19 protein-coding genes are annotated in these 21,772 nt (G+C 65.6%); 7 read left to right on the top strand and 12 right to left on the bottom strand.

What is annotated here, in order from left to right:
* Window positions 1-154 precede the first annotated feature (154 nt).
* From tatC to nagZ, 6 genes are read right to left on the bottom strand one after another with little or no spacing between them, the layout of a single operon-like run.
* Window positions 155-964: a twin-arginine translocase subunit TatC gene (gene tatC, locus AACH40_RS14035; RefSeq protein ID WP_338642928.1), complete on the bottom strand. Its 810-nt coding sequence runs from the start codon at window positions 962-964 to the stop codon at window positions 155-157.
* Complete coding sequence (gene tatB / locus AACH40_RS14030) at window positions 961-1,356, bottom strand: Sec-independent protein translocase protein TatB (RefSeq protein WP_169491707.1); 396 nt, start codon at window positions 1,354-1,356, stop codon at window positions 961-963. The genes tatC and tatB overlap by 4 nt, the downstream gene beginning before the upstream one ends.
* 25 nt (window positions 1,357-1,381) lie before the next feature.
* Window positions 1,382-1,627 (bottom strand): Sec-independent protein translocase subunit TatA, encoded by a 246-nt coding sequence (locus tag AACH40_RS14025; protein WP_169491708.1) that lies wholly within the window; start codon window positions 1,625-1,627, stop codon window positions 1,382-1,384.
* A gap of 56 nt (window positions 1,628-1,683) precedes the next feature.
* Window positions 1,684-2,289 carry an SMC-Scp complex subunit ScpB gene (scpB, locus tag AACH40_RS14020; protein WP_338642927.1) on the bottom strand — a complete coding sequence of 202 codons (606 nt, stop codon included), beginning with the start codon at window positions 2,287-2,289 and terminating at the stop codon, window positions 1,684-1,686.
* Window positions 2,286-3,110 carry a segregation and condensation protein A gene (locus AACH40_RS14015; RefSeq protein WP_169491710.1) on the bottom strand — a complete coding sequence of 275 codons (825 nt, stop codon included), beginning with the start codon at window positions 3,108-3,110 and terminating at the stop codon, window positions 2,286-2,288. The genes scpB and AACH40_RS14015 overlap by 4 nt, the downstream gene beginning before the upstream one ends.
* On the bottom strand, window positions 3,110-4,126 hold the full coding sequence (nagZ, locus tag AACH40_RS14010) for a beta-N-acetylhexosaminidase (protein ID WP_338646104.1): 1,017 nt from the start codon (window positions 4,124-4,126) through the stop codon (window positions 3,110-3,112). Before nagZ ends, AACH40_RS14015 begins: the two co-directional genes overlap by 1 nt.
* Before the next feature lie 127 nt (window positions 4,127-4,253).
* Here nagZ and AACH40_RS14005 point away from each other — a divergent pair, with 127 nt between their 5' ends.
* The 5 genes from AACH40_RS14005 (at window position 4,254) to AACH40_RS13985 (ending at window position 13,411) form a co-directional block, all read left to right on the top strand.
* Window positions 4,254-4,637, top strand: a complete 384-nt coding sequence (locus tag AACH40_RS14005; protein WP_338642926.1) for a hypothetical protein — start codon at window positions 4,254-4,256, stop codon at window positions 4,635-4,637.
* Window positions 4,638-4,696: 59 nt separating this feature from the next.
* Complete coding sequence (locus AACH40_RS14000) at window positions 4,697-5,956, top strand: threonine ammonia-lyase (protein ID WP_338642925.1); 1,260 nt, start codon at window positions 4,697-4,699, stop codon at window positions 5,954-5,956.
* A gap of 180 nt (window positions 5,957-6,136) precedes the next feature.
* Entirely contained in the window at window positions 6,137-6,985 is an 849-nt protein-coding gene (locus AACH40_RS13995; protein ID WP_169492083.1) for an arginyltransferase, read from the top strand.
* Window positions 6,951-9,203 (top strand): autotransporter assembly complex protein TamA, encoded by a 2,253-nt coding sequence (locus AACH40_RS13990; protein ID WP_338642924.1) that lies wholly within the window; start codon window positions 6,951-6,953, stop codon window positions 9,201-9,203. Before AACH40_RS13995 ends, AACH40_RS13990 begins: the two co-directional genes overlap by 35 nt.
* Window positions 9,203-13,411, top strand: a complete 4,209-nt coding sequence (locus AACH40_RS13985; RefSeq protein WP_338642922.1) for a translocation/assembly module TamB domain-containing protein — start codon at window positions 9,203-9,205, stop codon at window positions 13,409-13,411. Before AACH40_RS13990 ends, AACH40_RS13985 begins: the two co-directional genes overlap by 1 nt.
* A gap of 200 nt (window positions 13,412-13,611) precedes the next feature.
* On the opposite strand, the gene AACH40_RS13980 is transcribed toward AACH40_RS13985, so the two are convergent.
* Together AACH40_RS13980 and AACH40_RS13975 are read right to left on the bottom strand one after the other, a co-directional pair.
* Window positions 13,612-15,036, bottom strand: coding sequence for an aldehyde dehydrogenase family protein (locus AACH40_RS13980; RefSeq protein WP_338642921.1), 1,425 nt, complete (start codon window positions 15,034-15,036; stop codon window positions 13,612-13,614).
* Between the two features lie 118 nt (window positions 15,037-15,154).
* Complete coding sequence (locus tag AACH40_RS13975; protein ID WP_169491716.1) at window positions 15,155-15,304, bottom strand: lmo0937 family membrane protein; 150 nt, start codon at window positions 15,302-15,304, stop codon at window positions 15,155-15,157.
* Window positions 15,305-15,485: 181 nt separating this feature from the next.
* Between AACH40_RS13975 and AACH40_RS13970 the strand changes: the two genes are divergently transcribed.
* Window positions 15,486-17,732: a bifunctional diguanylate cyclase/phosphodiesterase gene (locus AACH40_RS13970; RefSeq protein ID WP_338642920.1), complete on the top strand. Its 2,247-nt coding sequence runs from the start codon at window positions 15,486-15,488 to the stop codon at window positions 17,730-17,732.
* 24 nt (window positions 17,733-17,756) lie between these two features.
* On the opposite strand, the gene AACH40_RS13965 is transcribed toward AACH40_RS13970, so the two are convergent.
* Window positions 17,757-18,392, bottom strand: a complete 636-nt coding sequence (locus tag AACH40_RS13965) for a lysozyme (protein ID WP_338642919.1) — start codon at window positions 18,390-18,392, stop codon at window positions 17,757-17,759.
* 172 nt (window positions 18,393-18,564) lie between these two features.
* Window positions 18,565-19,092, bottom strand: coding sequence for a CHAP domain-containing protein (locus AACH40_RS13960; protein ID WP_338642918.1), 528 nt, complete (start codon window positions 19,090-19,092; stop codon window positions 18,565-18,567).
* Between the two features lie 527 nt (window positions 19,093-19,619).
* On the opposite strand from AACH40_RS13960, the gene AACH40_RS13955 reads away from it, so the two are divergent.
* Complete coding sequence (locus tag AACH40_RS13955) at window positions 19,620-20,513, top strand: OmpA family protein (protein WP_169491720.1); 894 nt, start codon at window positions 19,620-19,622, stop codon at window positions 20,511-20,513.
* Between the two features lie 72 nt (window positions 20,514-20,585).
* On the opposite strand, the gene AACH40_RS13950 is transcribed toward AACH40_RS13955, so the two are convergent.
* Window positions 20,586-21,143 (bottom strand): nucleotidyltransferase family protein, encoded by a 558-nt coding sequence (locus AACH40_RS13950; protein WP_338642917.1) that lies wholly within the window; start codon window positions 21,141-21,143, stop codon window positions 20,586-20,588.
* Window positions 21,144-21,326: 183 nt separating this feature from the next.
* Entirely contained in the window at window positions 21,327-21,686 is a 360-nt protein-coding gene (locus AACH40_RS13945) for a hypothetical protein (RefSeq protein ID WP_338642916.1), read from the bottom strand.
* Window positions 21,687-21,772: the final 86 nt, after the last annotated feature.

Genomic DNA, 21,772 nt, shown 5'->3' with positions numbered 1-21,772 from the left:
TTACCTTGTCGCGTCCGGCACGGCACCGGGCGGGGATCGATCCCCCTCCCAAGTCCCGCTTGGGGCCGAGCCGGATCAAATGCCAATGACCCCCGACATACGGGGCGGGAAGCGAAGGCTTTCCGCCCCAGTTTTCTGAGAGGGCTGGGGCGCTTCAGGGAAGCGTGGTCGGCAGGGTGCTAGCAGCAGCGTCTTCCGCCGCCTTCGCTTCGGCATCCTTCCTCTCGACGAAGCGCATGACCACCAAAGTGCCTTCGAACAGGACCAGCAAGGGCACCGCCAGCATCAGCTGGCTGACAACGTCCGGCGGCGTGATCACGGCTGCCAGCGCGGTGATGCCCACGATGACATAGCGCCGCGCGGCGACCAGCTGGGCCCGCGTGATAATTCCGGCGCGATTGAGCAGCATCAGCAGCACCGGCAGCAGGAAGCTGACCCCGAAGGCGAGGATGAACTGCATCACCAGATTGAGGTATTCCTCGATCCCCGGCAGCGCTTCCAGCTGCAGCCCGCCCTTGTCGCCCTGAAAGCCGACGAACCACTTGAACGCGGTCGGCATGACGATGAAGTAGGCAAGGCTTGCCCCCATCGTGAACAGCACCGGCGTCGCGATCAAGAACGGCAGGAACGCCTTCTTTTCGCGCGCATATAGCCCCGGCGCCACGAACGCCCACAGCTGGTTGGCCACCACCGGAAAGCTGAACAGGAAGCCGGCAAAAAGCGCGACCTTCAGGTTTACGAAGAACGCCGAATAGAGCTTTGTGTAAATCAGCTTGCCATGGCCATCAGGGAAGGCGGTGGACAGCGGATGGACCAGAATCGCCAGGATCTGGTCGACGAAATAATAGCTCACCGCCGACGCGATCGCGAGTGCGTAGACGCACCGCAGCAGCCGGGTGCGCAGTTCGATCAGGTGGTCGAGCAGCGGTGCCTGTGTTTCGTCTATGTCGCGAATGGGGATCATGGCGTTTCGGGCGCCTTGGCCGGCGCGTGCGCCGCCCCGTGCTCAGTGACCGGTGCGGCAAGCGCTTCGGTTGGTGCATGCGCCGCGATCGACGGGTCCACCGGCGCGTTCTGATCCTGCGCCGCCTCGATCGTCTGCCCCGCAGCAGGATCGCCCTGCGGATGCGCGGCCATGATCGCCGCGTTCTGCTCCTTCCACTTGCGCTCCATTTCCTCGAGCTCCGCTTCGCGGATCATCGTCTCGATGCCGGAGCGGAAGTGATTGGACACGCGGCGGATGCGACCGATCCAGCGGCCAGCCGTGCGAAGCGCCATCGGCAGGTCCTTCGGGCCGATCACGACGATCGCCACGATGACAACCAGCAGCAGCTCCGAAGGCGCTACGTCGAACATGGGTCAGGCCAGACGCCGCTGAAGGTCAGGCAGACGGGGTGTTGTTCTGGTGATCGGTCGGCACCGGTTGCGGCGCAGGCGGCGGCGCAACTTGCGAGAGCTGGGCCGGCGGCGGCGTCACCGGGCGGTCGGTCTCTTCGTTCATGCCCTGCTTGAAGCTTTTGATGCCCTTGCCGAAATCGCCCATCATTTCGGAAATCCGGCCACGGCCGAACAGGATCAGGACCACCAGCGCAAGGATGATCAGGTGCGGTAGGGAAAGGCCACCCATTACTATTCTCCTTCGCCCCCCAGATAGGACATCGGCGTCCGACTTGCCAGCAATGCTCAGGAAGATTCGTCTTCCTTTTCGGACTCCGGCCCCCTGTCGCCGTCCTCGCCCCCCGTCAATAGCGCATAGGCATCCTCGACGGGATCGAGCAGGCCCGCTGCGCGCAATTCGTCTATTCCGGGCAGGTCGCGCCGGCTGGACAGGCCAAAGTGCGCCAGAAAATCGGGCGTGGTCGCATAGATCGTCGGGCGGCCCGGCACCTCGCGCCTTCCGGCAACCCTGACCCAGCCTGCTTCCATCAGTACGTCGAGCGTGCCCTTGGCCGTCTGAACGCCGCGGATTGCCTCGATTTCCGCGCGGCTGACAGGTTCGTGATAGGCAATGATCGCCAACGCCTCGGTTGCCGCGCGGGACAAGCGGCGGACTTCTTCCTTTTCGCGCCGGAGCAGGTGGGCAAGATCGCCGGCGGTCTGGAAGTGCCAGCGTCCGCCGCGCTCCACCAGTTCGACCCCGCGCCCGGTGTAGTGCCGCTGCAATTCCGCCAGTGCATTGCGCACCATGGCACCACCCAGGTGTCGGGAGATTTCCTCCGGACTCAAAGCGTGTTCGCTGGCAAACAGCGTTGCCTCGACCGCGCGGATCAGATCGTCGGGATCGCTCACGCAGCCGCCGCCGGTCTCAGCCGCAGCGGTCCGAACGTTTCGTCCTGCGCGATTTCGGCCTTTCCCTGCTTGGCGAGCTCGAGCGCGGCCACGAAGCTCGAGGCGAGCGCGGAACGACGCAGGGCCGGATCGTCCCATCCGGGCTCGCCGCGCGGTGGCAGGAAACTGCGCAGGTCCTGCCAGTCGATCGTGGTGCCGAGCAACGCGGCAACCCGGGCCAGTGCGGATTCCAGCGTCATCACCGCCCGCTCTCTGACCATGTGCACGACCGGCGCGGTGCGGGCCTTCACGGTGCCGTAGGCCTGGATCACGGCGAACAAGTCGGCTTGCCAGCGGTTGCGGCGATCGACGCGCAGCCCCTCGGGCGCGCCGCGCAGGAACACGTCACGTCCCAGCCGGTCGCGGGCCATCAACCGAGCCCCCGCTTCGCGCATCGCGCCAAGCCGCTGCAGGCGCAGTTGCAGCCGCAGCGCCAGTTCCTCGGGGCTCGGCTGCATCTCGGGATCGCGCGGCAGCAGCAGCAGCGACTTGAGGTAGGCGAGCCAGGCCGCCATCACCAGATAGTCCGCGGCAAGCTCCAGCCGCAGCGCTTCAGCTTCGTCGATATAGGCAAGGTATTGGTCGACCAGATCGAGGATCGATATCGTCCTCAGGTCCACCTTCTGCCGCCGCGCCAGATCGAGCAGCAGGTCGAGCGGCCCCTCCCAGTTGTCGAGTTCGAGATGCAGCGCGTCGTCGTCGCGCGTGGCGGCATTCGCAGGCAGCCCATCCCACGCTTCGTCGCCGTCAAACAGCGTCGGCGGGGACGATGCATCTTCCATCAGGCAAGCGCGAGCAGCGCGTCGCGCTTGTCGGCCAGCGCCGCCTGGCGCGCCATGTCGGCCGGCGCATCGAACGCGGTGGTGGGAGCCAACGCCCGCTCGAGCCTTGCCGCAGTTGCATCGCTCATCGGCGTCAGCAAATTGGCGATACCGACCATGTCGTCCATCTTTGCCCAGCAGTTGAGCGCGATGTCGCAGCCCGCCGCCTGAGCCCTGGCGGCGCGTTCGGGCACCGTGCCGCCCAACGCCTGCATGTCGAGGTCGTCGGTGAGCAGCAGCCCGGCAAAGCCGATCGACTTGCGGATGATCTCCTCGATCACGAAGCGCGATTGCGTTGCCGGGTTCTCGGCGTCCCACTCCGTGAAGCGGATGTGCCCGGTCATGCCGATCGCTGCATCCTTCAGCGTGCGGAACGGCTGAAGATCACGTTCCAGCTCCTCGGCCGAAGCGGTGACGGTGGGCAGCTCCTTGTGGCTGTCGGCCATGGCGCGCCCGTGCCCGGGCATGTGCTTGACCACCCCCATCACTCCCGCGCGGGCCAGCCCGTCCAGGGCAGCGCGGCCCAACGCGGCGACGCGCAACGGCTCCGCACCCAGCGCGCGGTCGCCGATGACATCGTGTGCGCCCGGCTCGCGCACGTCGAGCAGCGGCAGGCAATCGACGCTGATGCCCGCTTCAGCAAGATCGAGGCCGAGAGCCTGCGCATTGGCCCGCATCGCCTCGATGGCGCTTGCAGGTGCCCTGTCCCACAGCCGGTCGAAGCGTTCTCCGGGCGGGTAGGGTTGCCAGACCGGCGGCTTCATGCGCGCGACGCGCCCGCCTTCCTGGTCGATGCAGATGAACGTGCGCTCGCGTCCATGCAGCGCACGCAAATCGTCGGTCAGCGCGCGCAACTGGGCACGGCTTTCGACGTTGCGGCCGAACAGGATGTAGCCCGCCGGATCGGCATCGCGGAAGAACGCGCGCTCGTCAGCGGTAAGGACCGGGCCCGAAAGGCCGAAGATCGCCGGTAACATGGTCAAGGAATCGGCCAATTTCCGCCGCTTTGCAAGTGCTGCCAAGTCAAAGGCTGGGGAAACGGGGTGCACAGGCGCGGCGTTGTTTCGCTTGCCCGCCTGCACGCGCTGCGGCAATCGGCGGGCCATGCTGCAGCGCAACCGGATTCGTCGGCTCATCGACCTTGCCGAACTTGGGGCCTTCTGGCTCGCCGCCTCGTTCGCGGTGGTCATGGCGGTCTTGCCCAAGCCGCCGCGCGTCCCGCTCGACCGGTATGGCGACAAGGTGGAGCACATCGTCGCCTTCGCGACCTTGTCCTTCCTGGCGGTCCTTGCGTTTCGCCACACGCCGCGCTTCCGCATCATCGAGCGGCTTTCGTTCCTGGGGGCCTTGATCGAAGTGGTCCAGTCGATCCCAGCCTTGCACCGCGATTGCGACATTCGCGATTGGGTCGCAGATACCTTTGCGATCATCGTTGTCGTCGGTGTCATGAACCTCTTTCGGCCCGTGCGCCCGCTCCAGCAGGACTGAGCACGTCCGCGGCAATCCGCGGGTTTTCATCACGAACGCTTTCGACTAGGGCGGCGCCTATGGAAAACCTCGCTCTCCAGACCGCCCAGCAGCCCGGCGCCGATGCGCCCGTGCTGTCGCTTGCCGACGTGCGCGCGGCGGCGGAGCGAATTTCGGGGCAGGTCGTGCGCACGCCGACGCTCCATTCCAAGACGCTGAGCGCGATCACCGGCGCCGAGATCTGGCTCAAGTTCGAAAACCTGCAGTTCACGGCGGCGTACAAGGAACGCGGCGCGTTGAACGCCCTGCTTCAGCTTTCCGCCGAACAACGCGCCAAGGGCGTCATTGCCGCCTCGGCCGGCAATCATGCGCAAGGGCTCAGCTATCACGGCACTCGGCTTGGCGTGCCCGTTACCATCGTGATGCCGCGCACCACGCCCATGGTGAAGGTGATGCAGACCGAAGCTGTCGGTGGCAACGTCGTGCTCGAGGGCGAAACCTTCGACGAAGCCTATGCCCACGCCCGCACGCTCGAAGCCGAACTCGGGTTGACCTTCGTCCACCCGTTCGATGATCCCAAGGTGGCGGCAGGGCAAGGCACCGTCGCGCTCGAAATGCTCGAGGATGCGCCGGAGATCGAGACGCTGGTCGTGCCGATCGGGGGCGGCGGGCTCCTTTCCGGCATGGCGACCGCCGCGCGCGGTATCAAGCCTTCGATCGGGCTGGTCGGAGTGCAAGCCTCGCTGTTCCCGTCGATGTACGCCAAGCTCAAGCACCTCGACCTGCCCTGCGGCGGCGATACCCTGGCTGAAGGCATCGCCGTCAAGGAGCCGGGCGTGTTCACCGCTGCCACGATCGGTCGGCTGGTCGACGACATCGTGCTGGTCGGCGAACCGGCGCTGGAAAGCGCCGTCGCGATGCTGCTGCAGATCGAAAAAACCGTGGTCGAAGGCGCCGGTGCCGCCGGGCTTGCCGCGCTGATGACTCACAAGAAGCGCTTCGCCGGTCGCAAGGTCGGGCTGGTTCTGTGCGGTGGCAACATCGACACTCGCCTCCTTGCCAACGTGCTGCTGCGCGATCTTGCCCGCTCCGGTCGCCTAGCGAGGCTGCGGCTGACGCTGCAGGATCGGCCGGGTGCGCTGTTCAAGGTGGTCGAGGAATTCAACCGCCATCAGGTCAACATCCTGGAAGTCTGGCACAATCGCATCTTCACGTCGCTCCCGGCCAAGGGGCTGACGGCCGAGATCGAATGCGAAGCGCGCGATCGCGAACAGATCGACGGGCTGGTGGGCGCTCTGCGCGATAGCGGCTACGACGTCATCCAGGTCGAGCTCGCCTGACCGCGCTTTCCCTTGCGCCTACTTGTGTCGAAGCGGCACGGAAAGGTCACGGGCGGGGCAAAACTGCACCGCAATTCGCGCATTCGTGGTTAAGGCTCTTTCACCAATCGGCCGGCTCATGCATTGTTGCAGGACCGAGCCGGCGGGTGGGCCGCTGGCGACTGAGGAATCTTGCCGGCCGTGACTGCGCCCGTACGCTTTCCCCGCTTCTTCGTCACCAGCCCCGGGCCGTGCCCGTACCTTCCGGGCCGCAGCGAGCGCAAGGTTTTCACAGAGTTGAAGGGCGACAACGCCGACGAGCTCAACGATGCGCTGGGGCGCATCGGTTTCCGTCGCAGCCAGACCGTCGCCTACCGGCCCAGCTGCGTCGATTGCACCGCCTGCGTCTCGGTCCGTGTCGTCGCGCAAGCCTTCCAGCCATCGGCTTCGCAGAAGCGCATCCACAAGCGCAATTCCGATCTGGTCATGACGATCTGCAAGCCTTGGTCCACGCCGGAACAGTTTGAGCTCTTGCAGCGTTACCTTTCGGTCCGTCACCCGGGCGGGGGGATGGCCACCATGGACGAAATGGATTTCGCCGACATGGTGGAACACACGCCGGTAAAAAGTTATGTGATTGAATACAGGGAGCCTACTGCCGATGGCAGCCCGGGCAAACTCGTGGGGGCCTGCCTGACCGATCATCAGGGAGACGGGCTCTCGATGATCTACAGTTTCTACGACCCCCATCACGAGACGCGGACCGGGCTTGGCACTTTCATCATCATCGACCACATCCTCCACGCCGCGAGGATCGGCCTGCCCTACGTGTACCTCGGCTATTGGGTCGAAGGATCCGACCGCATGCAGTACAAGGTCCGTTTCCGCCCTATGGAGCGGTTGGGCCGCGAAGGATGGGTGCGTTTCGACCCCGATGAGCAAGCCGATGCCATCGTTCGCGCCGCATCGCTGCAGCGCAGTGCGAGCGGCGTTCCTGCGGGTGCCGGCAAGGACGTTGTCGAGTGCGGGAATTTTTCGGGCGAGGCTTGAGCTCCTGCGCTCTGGCGGCCTTGCGAGCGTTTGCGCTGCGATCGCCATTCTTGCCCAACCCGTTCCCGCTGTTGCCCAATCCCGTAATGCCGACAAGGAACTGGAGGATCTGATCCCCGATTCCGCGCTCGACAATCCCGAAGCATGGGCCGGCGATACCGATGCAGCGCGTACCCCCGTGCCCGACATCGCCTCGATCGAGAGTCCCGATACCCTGGCGCCGATGTCGGCCATGCCGGAAATCGCGCTGCCTTGGCCGGATGAAACCGATCTGCCGGCGATTCAGCCGCTTACGCCAGATCCCGATATCGCGCTGGCGGAAGAACAGGCCAAGCAGGCCGGCCAGCTGCTCGACACCGCGGTTCCCGAAGGCGAGAGTAGCGCCAAGGCGCAGATTGCCAACGCCGCGATCGTCAAGGTCGGCAATCAGGTGGAACTCGCCTTCCCGCCCGATGCGGCCTTGCCCGAACGCGATGCGATTGCCGCCCGCTTCGGCGGGCTGTCGAACCTCAAGGCGCTCGACGACAACGACGACAATCTCGCCCAGCTGACCCGTCGCGCGAAGGAGGATATCGATCTCCTGCAGCAGGTCATGCGCGTCTATGGGTACTATGATGCGCAGGTGATCCAGTCGATTGCCGGTATCGAGCGCCCGGGCGAGGGCGGAGCAGCTTCCGGCCAGCGCGCCCGGGTCGATGTCAACAAGGCGGTCGTCCGCTTCGACGTGATCCCAGGGCCGCAGTACAAGCTGGCGAAGATCGACCTCGGCGATATCGCCCAGGCTGCCGATGCGGCCAGACTGCGTGCGGCATTCAAGCTCAACTCCGGCGATCCGGTCAATTCCGACCGCATTGTCGAGGAACGCACCCATCTCGACACCGCGCTCGGCGAAACCGGCTATGCCTTTGCCAAGGTCGGCGAACCTGAGCTGACCATCGACCACGAACCGCGCACCGGCGATCTTGCCATTCCCGTCACCACCGGCGGCACTTACGCTTTCGGGCGCATCGTCAGCTCGATGCCCAAATTCCTCTCTGGCCACCACCTCGAAGAAATTGCGCGGTTCGAGCCGGGCGATCTCTACAAGCGTTCGCTGGTGGACGATCTGCGCCAGGCGGTCCTCGCCACCGGGCTCGTCTCGTCCGTCACCGTCAAGGCGCGCGAGGCGACGGCGGCATCGCTCGGCCAGCCGGGCACGGTCGATATCGATGTCGACATCACCAAGGCACCGTTGCGGACCATTGCCGGCCTGATCGGGTATTCCACAGGTGAAGGCGTGCGCCTCGAAGGCAGCTGGGAACACCGCAACCTGTTCCCGCCCGAAGGCATGTTGCGCGTGCGCGGCGTGCTCGGCACGCGCGAACAGCTTGCCGGAGTCACGTTCCGCCGCAACAATTTCTGGGGCCGCGATCAGGTCCTTACGGCCGACCTTTATGCCCAGACGCGCGATACCGATGCGTTCAATGCGCGCACGGCTTCGTTCATTGCCAGCTTCGAGCGGCAGACCACGCTGCTGTTCCAGAAGCCGTTCGTCTGGTCGGTAGGCCTGGAAGCGGTGGCCACCAGCGAATTGCAGGATGCGGCCGCAGCAAACACCCCGCGGACCACCTACTTCATCGGCGCGATCCCGCTGTCGGCGCAATTCGACGATAGCGATAGCCTGCTCGATCCCAAGAAGGGCTTCCGCGTCGGCCTGCGTCTTTCGCCCGAGCTTTCGGTGCAGGACGGCACGAAGTCGACCTACCTCAAGGCGCAGTTCGATGCCTCGGCCTACCTGCCGGTGGCGGGCAAGGTCGTGCTCGCGGCGCGCACCCGCCTCGGCACCATCCAGGGCACCGACCTTGCCAACATCGCCCCCTCGCGCAGGTTCTATGCAGGGGGCGGCGGCTCGGTGCGTGGCTATGGCTACCAGGCCGTCGGCCCGCGCGATGCTTCCAACAATCCCACCGGCGGGCGCTCGCTAGCCGAATTCTCGCTCGAAGCGCGCGTCAAGACCGGGCTCGTCGGCGGTGCGGTCAGCGTGGTGCCATTCGTCGATGCAGGAAGCGTCGGCACGGGTGGAACGCCGACACTGTCCGGCCTGCAGGTCGGTGCAGGTGTCGGCTTGCGCTACGATACCAACTTCGGCCCGATCCGCATCGACGTCGGCACGCCGCTCAACCGCCGCAAGGGCGATAGCCGGATCGGGGTCTACGTCGCGCTCGGGCAGGCGTTCTGATGGCGGGCGAGACCTTTCCCCCGGCCGAAGATGCTCCGGTCGCGGCAAGGCCGGCACGCTGGCGCCGGCCCGTGCGCTGGAGCCGCAATGTCGCACTTGCCGCGATAGCCGCGATCGGGCTGCTGCTCGCTGGCTTCGCCGTGCTCGACAGCTCGCTCGGCCACCGCTTCGTGGTCGATCGCATCGCCGCGCTGACGCCGGGCTCCGGCCTGCGCATCCGCATCGGCCGCATCGAAGGTTCGCTGTTCGGCAGCGCCACCTTGCGCAATGTGGTGCTGAGCGACCCCCAGGGCCGCTTCATGACCATTCCCGAGGCAGAGCTGGACTGGCGTCCGCTGTCGTGGATGAAGCGGGGGCTCGATATCCGCAAGCTGCTCGTCCACCGCGCCACGCTGCTGCGCACGCCACGGATGAACCCGGGCAATCCTGACGAGCCGATCCTCCCCAACTTCGATATCCGCATCGATCAGCTCGAATTCGACGATCTGACCGTCGCCAAGGGCATCATGGGCGAGCGGCGCCGCATCGACCTGTGGTCGAAGGCAGATATCCGGGGTGGCCGCGCGCTGATCGATTTCAACTCGCGCCTCGGTGGTCGTGACCGGCTTGTCGTCCACCTCGACAGCGAGCCCGATCGCGACAAGTTTGAGCTGCGCGTTGTTGCCGATGCGCCCAAGGACGGCCTTCTTGCCGGGCTGGTGGGCATCAACCGTGACATGCATGCCCGCGTCTTCGGCAACGGCAGCTTCAGCAACTGGCATGGCATTGCCTGGGCTTCGCAGGGCGGTGCCAAGTTCGCCGCGTTCCTGCTCGACAACCGCGCCGGACAGTACCGCCTTGCAGGGCAGGTCTTCCCCGCAGACCTGCTCAAGGGCAGCGCTCGCGGCGCGGTGGGGGACAAGCTTTCGCTGGTCTACGACGGCACTTTCGCGCGCAGCCTTGCCGATGGCCAGGTCTTCGCCACCGGTGCGGCGTTCCGCATGGCGGGCCGCGGCGCCATCGATCTGGGCAACAATCGCGCCAACGACTTTGCCACGAAGCTTGCGCTCACCCGGCCAGAGCGCGTGCTTGCCGATCCAAAGCTTGCCGGCGTCCGCTTCGACGCCACGTTCGACGGACCGTTCGACGATCTTTCCATCCAGCACGATTTGCGCGTGGCTCGCTTGCGCTCGGGCACCATCGCGGCCGAAGACTTGCGGACGGCTGGAACCGCCCACTGGGATGGCAAGACCCTGCGCCTGCCGGTCGCGCTCACCGCGCGCAAGCTCGCCACGGGCAATGCAGAGCTTGATCCGCGGCTGTCGGGTGCGACGGCCAATGCCGACATCGTGTTGTCCGGCAATTCGCTGTCATCGGACAATATCGCCATCAACCTGCGCGGGCTTGCTGCCCGCCTGACCCTGCGCGGCGATATCGCCCGAGGCGGTTATGCACTGGCCGGCCCCGTCACTGCGCGCGGCTTTACCGTGCCCAATCTCGGCGCGGTCGATGCCAATGCCAAGATCCTGTTCAAGGTCGGCAGCGGCTTGCCTTGGTCGGTCCAGGCCAATGCGGCCGGCCGGATGACGCGCGTCGACAACGCCACGCTGCAGACGCTGACCGGCGGCGGCATCCGCTTCAACGGCAACGTCGCAATGGGCGGGGCCATCCCGCTGACCATCCGCGGCGGACGCATCACCGCGCGCAAGCTCGATCTCGCGCTCGATGGCAAGGTCCTGCCCGGCGGTGGCAGCACGGTCGTCGGGCGCGGCCGCCATGCCGATTACGGCGCGTTCACCGTCGATGCCACGATCGAGAAGGACGGCCCCCACGCCGTGCTCGTGCTGGCAAGCCCGCTGCCCGCCGCCGGGCTCAAGGACGTGCGCGTTTCGCTGGCGCCGGTGGGGGATGGCTTCCGCATCGATACCAAGGGCGATTCCCGCCTTGGCCCGTTCGAAGGCACGCTCGGCCTTGTCTCGCCTCCCGGTGGCGACACGCGAATCGATATCCAGCAATTCCACGTCTACCAGACCGACGTGACCGGCGCGGTCGTGCTCGGAAAGGCGGGCGTGACCGGCGATCTCGCCATGCGCGGAGGCGGGCTCGATGGTACCGTCCACCTCGAACCGCGCGACGGCGGGCAGGGCGTTACCGCGCTGGTCAACGCGCGCAACGCGCGCTTCGGAGGCGCGAACCCGATCTCGATCGGCATGGCCAAGGTCGATGTCGACGGTCTGTTCGCCAACGGTAATTCCACCGTGAACGCGAACGTCGCGGCGCAGGGCATCGGCCTTGGCAAGGTGTTCATCGGTCGGCTGGCGGCCAACGCCGCGATCGTCAACGGTTCGGGTTCGGTCACCGCGTCGATGTCGGGCCGCCGCGGCACCGACTTCGATCTGCAGGGCACCGCCGCGTTCGCGCCCGACAAGATCATCGCCTTCGTCTCGGGCCAGTATGCCGGCCGGTCAATCACCATGCCGCGCCGCTTGGTCATGGAAAAGCAGGATGAAAAGGCCGGCGGCGGCTGGCGGCTTCAGCCGACCCAGGTCAACTTCGGTCGCGGTGTGATCATTGCCGACGGACACCTGCTCGGCGGCCCGACCGAATTGCACTTGGCCGTTTCGCGCATGCCGCTTTCGGTGCTCGACATCGTCGTCGCCGATCTCGGGTTGGGCGGTCTCGCCTCGGGCGTGGTCGATTACCGCAACGATGGCACCGGCGCGCCGCAGGGCCACGCCGCGCTGCAGGTGCGCAATCTCACGCGGTCCGGTCTCGTCCTCACCTCCCGCCCACTCGACCTGTTTCTTGTCGCCCAGCTTGACGCATCCAGCCTCGAAACGCGCGCCGTGATGAAGGAGAGCGGCGCGGTGCGTGGCCGCCTGCAGGCGCGCATCGACAACCTGCCGCGCGGTGGCACCATGGCTGAAAGGCTCCGTGCCGGGCGCCTGCGCGGTCAGCTGCGCTATTCCGGCCCCGCCGACGCGCTCTGGCGGCTCGCCGCGCTCGAGGTGTTCGACCTGACCGGCCCCCTGGGCGTCGCCGCCGACGTCAGCGGTTCCATCGACAATCCGGTGCTGTCGGGCGCGGTCGCCTCGCGCTCGCTGCGTGTGCAATCGACGCTGACCGGATCGGATATCCGCAACGTCGAAGCAGTCGGCACTTTCGCCGATTCGCGCCTCAGCCTTGCCCGTTTCTCGGGCACCACGGCGAACGGCGGAAAGGTCAGCGGCAGTGGTACGGTCGACCTGTCCGATGTTTCGACCGGCGGCGTGAAGCTCGATCTGCGTCTTGCCGCCAGCAATGCCCAGTTGATCAACCGCGACGACATGGGGGCCACCGTCACCGGCCCGTTGCGCATCGTCAGCAATGGCGTTGGCGGCACGATCGCCGGCCGTCTGCGCATCGAACAGGCGCGCTGGCGCCTCGGGATGGCGAACGCCGCCACCGAGCTGCCGGTGATCAAGACCACCGAGATCAACACGCCCGCCGACGCTGCGCCGGCGCGGGTCCGCTCTGCGCCCTGGCGCTTCCTGATCGATGCCGCCGGCGCCAACCGGATCGATGTGCGCGGCATGGGGCTCGACAGCGAATGGGGCGCCGACATCCGCCTGCGCGGCGATACGTCGGCACCCAGCATCCTCGGCACTGCGGAAGTCGTGCGCGGCGGCTATGAATTCGCGGGTAAGCGCTTCGAACTGACCCGCGGCCGCATCCGCTTCACCGGCGAAACCCCGATCGATCCGCAACTCGATATCGTGGCCGAAGGCGATGCCAACGATATCAGCGCCAAGATCAGCATCGGCGGCACGGCGCAGAAGCCGATCATTGCGTTCACGTCCACGCCCTCGCTGCCCGAGGAGGAACTGCTCAGTCGCCTGCTGTTCGGCAGCTCGATCACGCAGATTTCCGCTCCCGAAGCCGTGCAGCTCGCCTCGGCCCTCGCGTCTTTGCGCGGTGGCGGCGGGCTTGATCCCATCAACAAGTTGCGCAGCGCCATCGGCCTCGATCGCCTCCGGATCGTCGGTGCGGACGCCGCCACCGGGCGCGGTACCTCGATCGCGGTCGGCAAGTATCTTGGGCGGCGCTTCTTCGTTGAACTTGTCACCGACGGACGCGGCTATTCGGCGACCTCGATCGAATTCCGTATCACCCGCTGGCTGGCGTTGCTTGGCACCGTCTCGACCATCGGACGCGAATCGATCAACCTCAAGGCCAGCAAGGACTACTGAGCGGACGCCTCAGCGTTGTGCTGCACCAAATCTGATCAGCAGCAATGCCGTCCCTGAGCGTGTCGAAGGGCTGCCCTTCCTTGCAATGATCCCGAGCACGGCCGCGATGTCGCTTGCGGGGTGGCGTCCTTCGCTCGAGCCAGCCACGAAAAAGGGCCGCCCTTTCAGGCGGCCCTTCTCGTTCGTGCATCAGCAATGGATCAGGCAGGCAGGCCGCTGATCGACTTCATTTCCATGAAGTCCTTGAGACCATAGAGGCCGCCTTCACGCCCGTTGCCCGACTGCTTGTACCCGCCGAACGGCGCGCCCGGGCTCGGACCCCAGTTGTTGATTGCGACCATGCCGGCGCGCAGTTCGGGCGCGATCTTGGCCGCCTTGGCCGGATCGCCCGAGATGACGGCCGACAGGCCATAGGCGGTGTCGTTGGCGATCTCGATGCCTTCTTCCAGGCTGTCGTAAGCCATCACGGTTACGACCGGACCGAAGATTTCCTCCTGCGCGATGCGCATGTTCGGGGTCACGCCCGAAAACACGGTCGGCTGGATGAAATAGCCACGGTTGACGCCCGGGGGCAGATCAGTGCCGCCGGTTTCCAGCTTCGCGCCTTCGTCGATGGCCGACTGGATAAGATCGCGGATCTTGTCGTACTGTGCCTTGTTCACCACCGGGCCGAGGTGGTTGCCTTCCTGCATCGGGTCGCCCACCGGGGTCGCCGAATACATCGCCGAAAGGAAAGCCGCCGCTTCGCCTTCGCGTTCGCGCGGGACGAGCACGCGGGTCGGCGAAATGCAGGACTGGCCGGTGTTGACCAGCGGCCCCATGGCGGTGGGGGCAAGGTGCGTGGCGAAGTCGGCATCGGGCAGGACCAGGTTGGGCGACTTGCCACCCAGTTCCTGATGAACGCGCTTGACCGTGTCGGCCGCCGCCTTGGCGACGAGGATGCCGGCGCGGGTCGAACCCGTGAAGCTGACCATTTCGATGTCGGGGTGCGAACTGATCGCCTGGCCCACGCCCGGACCGTCACCGTTGATCAGGTTGAACACGCCCGGCGGAACGCCTGCCGCGTCCAGGATTTCGGCGAAGATCATCGCGTTGGACGGGCATTCTTCCGACGGCTTCAAGATCATGGTGTTGCCTGCGGCCAGTGCCGGCGCAACCTTGAGCGCAATCTGGTTCAGCGGCCAGTTCCACGGGGTGATCATCCCCACCACGCCGATCGGCTCGTAAGCCACCTTGAACGCACCCGCGTCTTCAACGAATTCGAAGTTCTGCAGCGCGGCGATGGTGCCCAGGAAACCGCCGATGCCCGCGCCGACCTGCGCGGTGGAGGCGAAGCTTACCGGGGCGCCCATTTCCTCGGCCATCGAAACGGCAAGGTCCTGCACGCGCTTCTTGTATTCTTCCACGATGCGGTTGAGGAGCGCGAGGCGTTCTTCGCGGCTCGTTTTGCTGAACGTCTTGAACGCCCGGCGCGCAGCTACGACCGCCTTGTCGACATCGGCCTTGGTGCCGAGCGTGACCACGGTGGTCGGCTCTTCCGTTGCCGGATTGATCACATTGTGGCGGACGCCGCCTTCGCTATCGACCCACTGGCCGTCGATGTATTGTTGAAGCCGCTCGCGCATCACAAATTACTCCCAGTTACCTGATTAAGGAATCACCGGGGGAAGATGGCAGCATTGCGTGGCGGATTGCAACCCGTCTATCGTTGGATGTGACGGCCAGAGGGACGAATAGGGGATATCAGATCGTTCGGCGTCCACGGAAAAGCTGCACCAGGCCGACGATGATGGCCAGTACCAGCAGAATGTGGATCACGCCCGCGGTCACCTTGAACGCGAAAACGCCGAGCGCCCAGAGCACGAGCAGGACAAGGGCGATGGTCAGAAGCATGGGGCTCTCCCTTATTGGGTCGCTCCGAAACGGAACGGTCTGACCAGCAGAACCACGACGATCGCTCCGGGTTCCACGGCGCAAGGCGTAAGGCTTGCTAACTATTTGTTCGCACCGGCCTTCTAAGACGTCCCGCATGGGGACGGCGAGATCCATTACGCGCAGGCGTGCGGCACGGCGAATGGCCGAAGGTCTGCGCACGGGCTGGGTGGCGCTGGCGACGTTCGTCGCGCTGCTTTCGCTCACGCTCGCGCTCATTGCAGCGTTCAATCATTCGACCAGCGTGGCCGATGAACTGGCGCGCGAGGACGAACGTGGCCTTGCCAACCAGTACCTCGATCGCGCGATGCGCGATTTCGTCGCTACGCAGAAAGTGCAGCTGACCTGGGACGATGCCATGAACAACGCCGTGCTCGGCGACAACGTGGCGTGGTCGAACTATTACCTCGGCGCCTTCTTCTGGACCAACTTCGGCACGGACCGGCTCTATCTGCTGCGGCCCGACGGCCGGCCGGTCCACGCGTGGGCGGAGGGCAAGCCTGTCGCCCCACGTCTCGATCCGCTGATCGAGGCCGATGTCGATGCGCTGCTTGCGAAGGCGCACCTGCCGGGCGCGACGTTCGGCAAGGCGGAGCGTACCCTGCGCCTTGCCGATGGCACCTGGCCGGCCGATGCCGCCGGCCGGCCATTGACCCGCTGGGCGGCGCAACCCGTGCTGTACCACGGGCGGCCCGCCTTCCTTGCCGTCGCCTCGGTCGTACCGGACCGCAATTACGGACTGCTCCAGCGCGAACCGGCCTTCGTCGCCAGCCTGCGCTTCATGGAAAACAGCACGCTGCCGCAGATGCGGCAGGATCTGCTGCTGCCCGAACTGCGCTTCACCCCGAACGCGCCCGGCGCCTCGTTGAATGCCATCGCGCTGGACGAAGCGGATGGTGAACGGATCGGCTGGATCACCTGGCGTGCCAAGACCCCGGGCCCCACGATCGTGCGCCGCACTGCGCCCTTGCTTGCAACCTATATCCTGTTCTTCCTCGGCGTCGTGCTTGGCGGGGCGATCATCGTGCGCCGCATGCGCCGCGCCGCGCGCGAACTTCTGGCGAGCGAGGCACAGGCCCAGCACAATGCGCTGCACGATGCGATGTCGGGCCTGCCCAACCGCGTCCACTACATGCAGCGCCTGCGCGCCGAGCTTTCCGCCTGCATCGAGGGGCGGGCGCAGGGCGACGTGTTCGTCGCCTATCTCGACATCGACAGCTTCAAGGTCGTCAACGACACGCTTGGCCACCACGTCGGCGATGAGCTTGTCCGCCAGGTCGCACTGCGGCTGCGGCGCGCTTTGCCAGATGGCGACTTCCTTTCGCGCTTCGGCGGCGACGAGTTCGTGCTGATGCGCCGCGCCACCGGCGGGCGGCAGGCGGCCGACCAGCTCGGACGGGAGATCATGGACCTGATGCGCGAGCCATTCGTCATTTCCGGCAACGCGCTGGACGTGACCTGTTCCTGCGGGATCAGCTGGGGCCCCGAACAGAGCGAGGACCCCGGCGAGTTGTTGCGTCGCGCCGACATCGCGCTCTATCGCGCCAAGCAGCGCGGCCGTGCCCGCTATCGCCGTTTCACGCGAGACATGGATGCTTCGGTCAAGCTGCGGCGCGAGATGGAGACCGAGCTGCGCCGAGCGATCGCCCGCGACGAGCTGTCGGTCGCCTTCCAGCCGATCGTCGCGGTCGAAAACGGCGAGATCCAGGGTTTCGAGGCGCTGCTGCGCTGGACCCACCCTGAGCGGGGCGAGATCCGCCCCGGCCTGTTCGTGCCGATCGCCGAGCAGGGCGGGCTGATGATCCCGCTCGGCAACTGGATGCTGCGCCACGTTTTCCGCGAATGTCGCACCTGGCCCGCCTGCGACGTATCGGTCAACCTTTCACCGCTGCAGATCATGGCGGCCGATTTCTTGCCGACGATTGCCGGGATCGTCGCCGAAACCGGCGTCGATCCCCGCCGCATCGTGCTCGAGGTGACCGAGGGCATCATGCTCGATCGGTCCGAGCACGTGCTCGGCGTGCTGCGCGAACTCAACCGGATGGGCTTCCGCATCGCGCTCGACGATTTCGGCATCGGTTATTCCTCGCTGTCGTACCTGCGCTCGTTCCAGTTCGACCGCATCAAGATCGACCGCTCGTTCGTCCAGAACATCGAGGGCGACATGGATGCACACTCGATCCTCTGCGCGATCGTTTCGCTGGGCCACACGCTGCGGATGAAGGTGGTGGCCGAAGGCGTGGAAACCGAGGTGCAGCGCCGGCTGGTCCAGGCGGCGGGGTGCGAGTTGGTGCAGGGCCACCTGTTCTGGAAGGCCCTGCCGGTAAGCGAGGCGCGCAGCCTGCTGTGGCGGCGCGAACGCGGCGAGAACCTGCGGCTGGCGGGATAAGCCGAACGCCGCAGGCTAGGCCCGTCAAGGCGTGGAATAGAGCTTCGCTTCGGCAGCGCGCCGCTTGACCAGGCCCGTCATCGGCTTGTGATTGTTGTAGATCCACTTGCCGAATTCCGCCGCCGCTTGCGCGAACTTGCCCTGCTTGTGCAGCGTGGTCAGCGAGGCCGAGAAGATCGCCCCGGTGTTGTAGTGAAATGAAACCAGCGCATCGAACTGGTTGGCGCTGGTCGGCGCATCGCCGATCGCGCGCTCGACTTCGGCGGCGTAGCGCTGGATTTCCTGGGCGAAGCGGGCATCGCATTGCGCCTTGGTCCACACCGTGCCGCGGGCGATGTCCGCGCCGGTTGATCCCCAGCCGATGGTCCAGGGCTTGCCATCGGCGCTGCCGGGATCGGGATAGGCATCGTATTTGCCATCGGCGCGCAGGCGGCCGCAGCTTTCCCACGCCTTGATCAGCTTTTCGCCCGCGGCCCCGAGCGCGCGGGGCTCGGCCTTGCGTTCGGGCACGGTAGGGGTGTCGGGAGGTTCAGGCGCGACATTCGCGGGGAGTGCGCCTGTTGCCGTGTCGATCGCCCTGTCGATGGCGGCGACTTCGTCAGCGGTAAAGCCACGGCCGAGCAGCTTGCGCACGGCGTCGAAAATCGGCTTGCGGTTCATCCCCGTCTTCCTCCTGCAGCTGCAACGGCAACATCAGGTGCGACCCGGGGCTCGATACGCCTTGGGCGGGGAGAATATCAGCCGAAGCTTTGTAGGAAAGCGCAAGTTCTGCCGCGTTGGCGGCCGCCACAACGCCAAGCTGTCGGTCGGCCGGCAATTAGACTGTTTGCAATCAGCCCTGCGCAGCAGCGCTGGCGACGTCGACGCTGGCGGTGACGGTCGGCAGGACGATCGAGGGCGCGGCGTCCGCAGGTGCGCTGCGCGGATAGATGAAGCCGAACGTGGGCGAGGGACGCAGGCCGAGCGAGCGGGTCTTGCCGTACCACACGCGGACCTGGCTCCAGTCGCCGGCGGTCGAGACATCGACCACTTCCACGCCGCGCTCGATCATGCCGGGGGCCGACCAGTTGGCGTGGTTGATGAGGATGTGGCGGCTGTCGACGATCTTGCTGACGACGGCAACGTGACCATAAGGCATCGCGCCGGTGCCCTTGAATGCGAGGACCGCGCCCGCCTGCGGGCGAGCGCCGCGGGCGTAGACGCCCTGCGCATTGCCCCACCAGTCGCGGCCGTTGCCGGAAAGCTGCACTTCACCGATCTGCCGGGCGTAGGCGACGCACTGGAGCCGGGCGTTGGCTTCAGCGGGAAGCAGGGCGATCGAGAGGAAGGCGATGAGGGAAGCGAGCGCGACACGAAGCATGCAGGCCGTTCTAAAGCGCTGTGCGGATTCGCACAGACAGGCACGGCGCAACCTGCCCCGCACGACCAACGGTTCATCCCGCATGTGCGAAGGCTGTGGATAAAATTCGCGAGCAGGCCCGCCGGTTCCCGCCCCAAACAAACTTTTTGCATGCGCATCACGAAGCCCGACACAACCCCAAGTTGACAAAGTTGACAGTGTCCTGGGGAATAATTGCATTCGATCTGTAAGACGCAATTGATTGAGAAAGTAGATCAATCCCGCTGGAATGGTGCACCGCCGCATGACGGCGAAACTGGGTGATCCCGCGTGGCTGAAAGCTTTCCATCGCGCGAGGATATCCGGATTCGCGCGGTGTAGGACAGGCCGAGGCCCATGGCAGGGCGAATTGACGCCTTCATTCGGTTCGTCGCAAGTTCGTGACGGGCTGCCCGCAGGAACGACCTGTCGTGCAACTGCATTCATGCGCCAGCAATACGGCGCTGAACACCGGACACCTTTCAGACGCACTTTTAAGGAGTGAAGAGATGCGTGTTACCCTCAAGACGGCCGGGCTGATCGCCCCGGCCATGCTGCTGGCCGCTTCGGCCAGCGCGAGCTTTGCGCAAGGCATGGGCCAGCCCGACCCCGCCGCCCAGCCGACCGCGGCCGAACCCGCGCCCGAAGCGCTGCAGTCGAGCGCATCGGCACAGGCGATTGCCGGGCCCGAACTCAACGGCAACATCTCGGCGCGCAAGGGCGACCAGATCGAAGTGCTGGCCGCCGATGGCACGCGCACCGTGGTGACGGTAAGCGATGCCACCAAGATCCGCGCCAAGAAGGGCTTCCTTCAGGGCAGCGCCAAGCTGAACGAGGCGGCGCTGATCAACGGCCTTCCGGTCTCGATCAAGACACTGCAGGCCGGCGGCGCGCTGATGGCGAGCGAGATCACCTTCAAGAACGGCGACCTCAAGACCGCCAACATGATCCGCACCGGCACCGCGCAGGGCTTTGCCGAACAGAGCGCGGCCACCGAGGCGCTGCGCGCCCGCTTTGGCGACATCGACAAGTACAACGTCAAGAGCACCAGCAACGTCTATTTCGACACCGGCAAGTCGAACCTTTCGCCGCAGGCCAAGGCTGAACTGTGCACCGCCGCGAGCCAGGCCGAAACCAACGAGAACGCGCTGCTGCTGGTGATCGGCTATACCGATTCGGTCGGTGGCGACGATTACAACCAGACGCTGAGCGAAAAGCGCGCGGCGCGGGTGACCAACTACCTGCAGCAGGTCTGCCACTGGAAGCCCTACCGCATGCTGACCCCGACCGGCATGGCCAAGGCCGACCCGGCGGCGGACAACAGCACGCCCGAAGGCAAGGCGCAGAACCGCCGCGTTGCGGTCAACGTGCTGGTGAGCAAGGCGGTCGACACCGGCGGCTGATGGTACAACAAATCCCGAGCTCTCTCCCTGCGTCGGGGGGAGAGCCCGGGGATCGATCACAATGTGATCGGCTTATGCATCCCGGACGACGAGCTGGGGCCATCGTCCCAGCCAGCGCTTGCTGGCGACGCGCTGCTCGAAGATCGCTCGCTTGTCGTCGCGGAAGTCAGGGCCGGGGCACAGCACCAGTCCCAGAAGATCGTCGACCTGAAGCGGAGCCGCGATCTCGCATACTTCCCCTTCGATGCGGCGGGCGGCGATGGCCGTTGCCGTTTCTGGCCAGTTCACCATCGCATGGACGGATGACCGATAGGGCGCGTCCCCATTGCGCAGGTGCATGCGGGCCTGGTTCTTGACCGACCAGTCGATGCCAGGCTCCAACTTTGCGAGTTGACGCTCGAGATCGCGGTCGCGCTCGGCGGTTGCGTCGTCGGGATCGTGGTAGATCACATCGACGTCGCCGTCCGGCGCCCGTGGCGCGCGGTCGTGGAGGTGATCCCACACGGCGTTCCGAACGAACCCGGCGGCGATCCAGCCATCGCGCAGATGCAGGCCAGAGACCACGCCAAGCAAATGCCAGCGCAGCGCATCGGCGCGAAGAAGGGCGGCGATGGAAGCGGCTGGGGTCATCGTCCGGGATGCGGTGGGTTCAACGGTTCCGTTCTATCAGAGGTCGGCACCGTTGCCGTCAGGCCAGTGCAGGCTGTCATCGCGCGCGGCCTAGCGCTTTGGCTGCCGCCCGCTGGTGTTTTGCAGGGAGGCGAGCGATCCCAGCTTTCGCTGGGATGACGGTAATCTGTGGCGCTGATGCCCTTATTGGGTTTCGCCACACCTCAAGCCTTCCCCGTCTGGCTTTGCGCAGACCTGGTAAATCCCATCCGGCCGGGCTCGCAATTTAAGCCGGATCAGATGGTCTTCGCTCATATAAGTGTGCGCAACATATTGGATGGTGATCGAACGACTTGCGGTAGTGCCATGTAAGAAGCGAAATATCTGAAACCGAGCCGTAATCCGACCGTGTCCCAGCAAGTCATCAAGATCATTGATTGGATCATAGGACAGATTGTGAAGGCGTCCGATCGCTTCGACGTCGAGAGGTGAAAGGGGCTTGGCTGAAGCGGGGTGCGCCAGCAAAAAAATCCCGACGATGCCTGCCAACACACCCTTCATCATCGAAGCATTCCATCAATCGGCAATGTCAGCAAGTGGGGGCGCGGTCGTTTGCAGAGGCCGATTGGTACACGAAAAAGAAAAAGGCG

The sequence above is a fragment of the Novosphingobium olei genome, assembly GCF_037076535.1.
GTDB lineage: Bacteria > Pseudomonadota > Alphaproteobacteria > Sphingomonadales > Sphingomonadaceae > Novosphingobium > Novosphingobium olei.
This window is presented reverse-complemented; position numbering and strand designations above follow the sequence as displayed.

Bases quoted from the DNA above. Each gene is read 5' to 3' on its own strand.
- AACH40_RS13960 (WP_338642918.1), bottom strand. From the start codon at position 19,092: ATGCTTCGTGTCGCGCTCGCTTCCCTCATCGCCTTCCTCTCGATCGCC.
- AACH40_RS13975 (WP_169491716.1), bottom strand. From the start codon at position 15,304: ATGCTTCTGACCATCGCCCTTGTCCTGCTCGTGCTCTGGGCGCTCGGC.
- tatB (WP_169491707.1), bottom strand. From the start codon at position 1,356: ATGTTCGACGTAGCGCCTTCGGAGCTGCTGCTGGTTGTCATCGTGGCG.
- AACH40_RS13945 (WP_338642916.1), bottom strand. From the start codon at position 21,686: ATGATGAAGGGTGTGTTGGCAGGCATCGTCGGGATTTTTTTGCTGGCG.
- AACH40_RS14025 (WP_169491708.1), bottom strand. From the start codon at position 1,627: ATGGGTGGCCTTTCCCTACCGCACCTGATCATCCTTGCGCTGGTGGTC.
- AACH40_RS14005 (WP_338642926.1), top strand. From the start codon at position 4,254: ATGCTGCAGCGCAACCGGATTCGTCGGCTCATCGACCTTGCCGAACTT.
- AACH40_RS14015 (WP_169491710.1), bottom strand. From the start codon at position 3,110: ATGGAAGATGCATCGTCCCCGCCGACGCTGTTTGACGGCGACGAAGCG.
- AACH40_RS13985 (WP_338642922.1), top strand. From the start codon at position 9,203: ATGGCGGGCGAGACCTTTCCCCCGGCCGAAGATGCTCCGGTCGCGGCA.
- tatC (WP_338642928.1), bottom strand. From the start codon at position 964: ATGATCCCCATTCGCGACATAGACGAAACACAGGCACCGCTGCTCGAC.
- AACH40_RS14000 (WP_338642925.1), top strand. From the start codon at position 4,697: ATGGAAAACCTCGCTCTCCAGACCGCCCAGCAGCCCGGCGCCGATGCG.
- AACH40_RS13965 (WP_338642919.1), bottom strand. From the start codon at position 18,392: ATGAACCGCAAGCCGATTTTCGACGCCGTGCGCAAGCTGCTCGGCCGT.
- AACH40_RS13970 (WP_338642920.1), top strand. From the start codon at position 15,486: ATGGCCGAAGGTCTGCGCACGGGCTGGGTGGCGCTGGCGACGTTCGTC.
- AACH40_RS13980 (WP_338642921.1), bottom strand. From the start codon at position 15,036: ATGCGCGAGCGGCTTCAACAATACATCGACGGCCAGTGGGTCGATAGC.
- AACH40_RS13950 (WP_338642917.1), bottom strand. From the start codon at position 21,143: ATGACCCCAGCCGCTTCCATCGCCGCCCTTCTTCGCGCCGATGCGCTG.
- nagZ (WP_338646104.1), bottom strand. From the start codon at position 4,126: ATGTTACCGGCGATCTTCGGCCTTTCGGGCCCGGTCCTTACCGCTGAC.
- AACH40_RS13955 (WP_169491720.1), top strand. From the start codon at position 19,620: ATGCGTGTTACCCTCAAGACGGCCGGGCTGATCGCCCCGGCCATGCTG.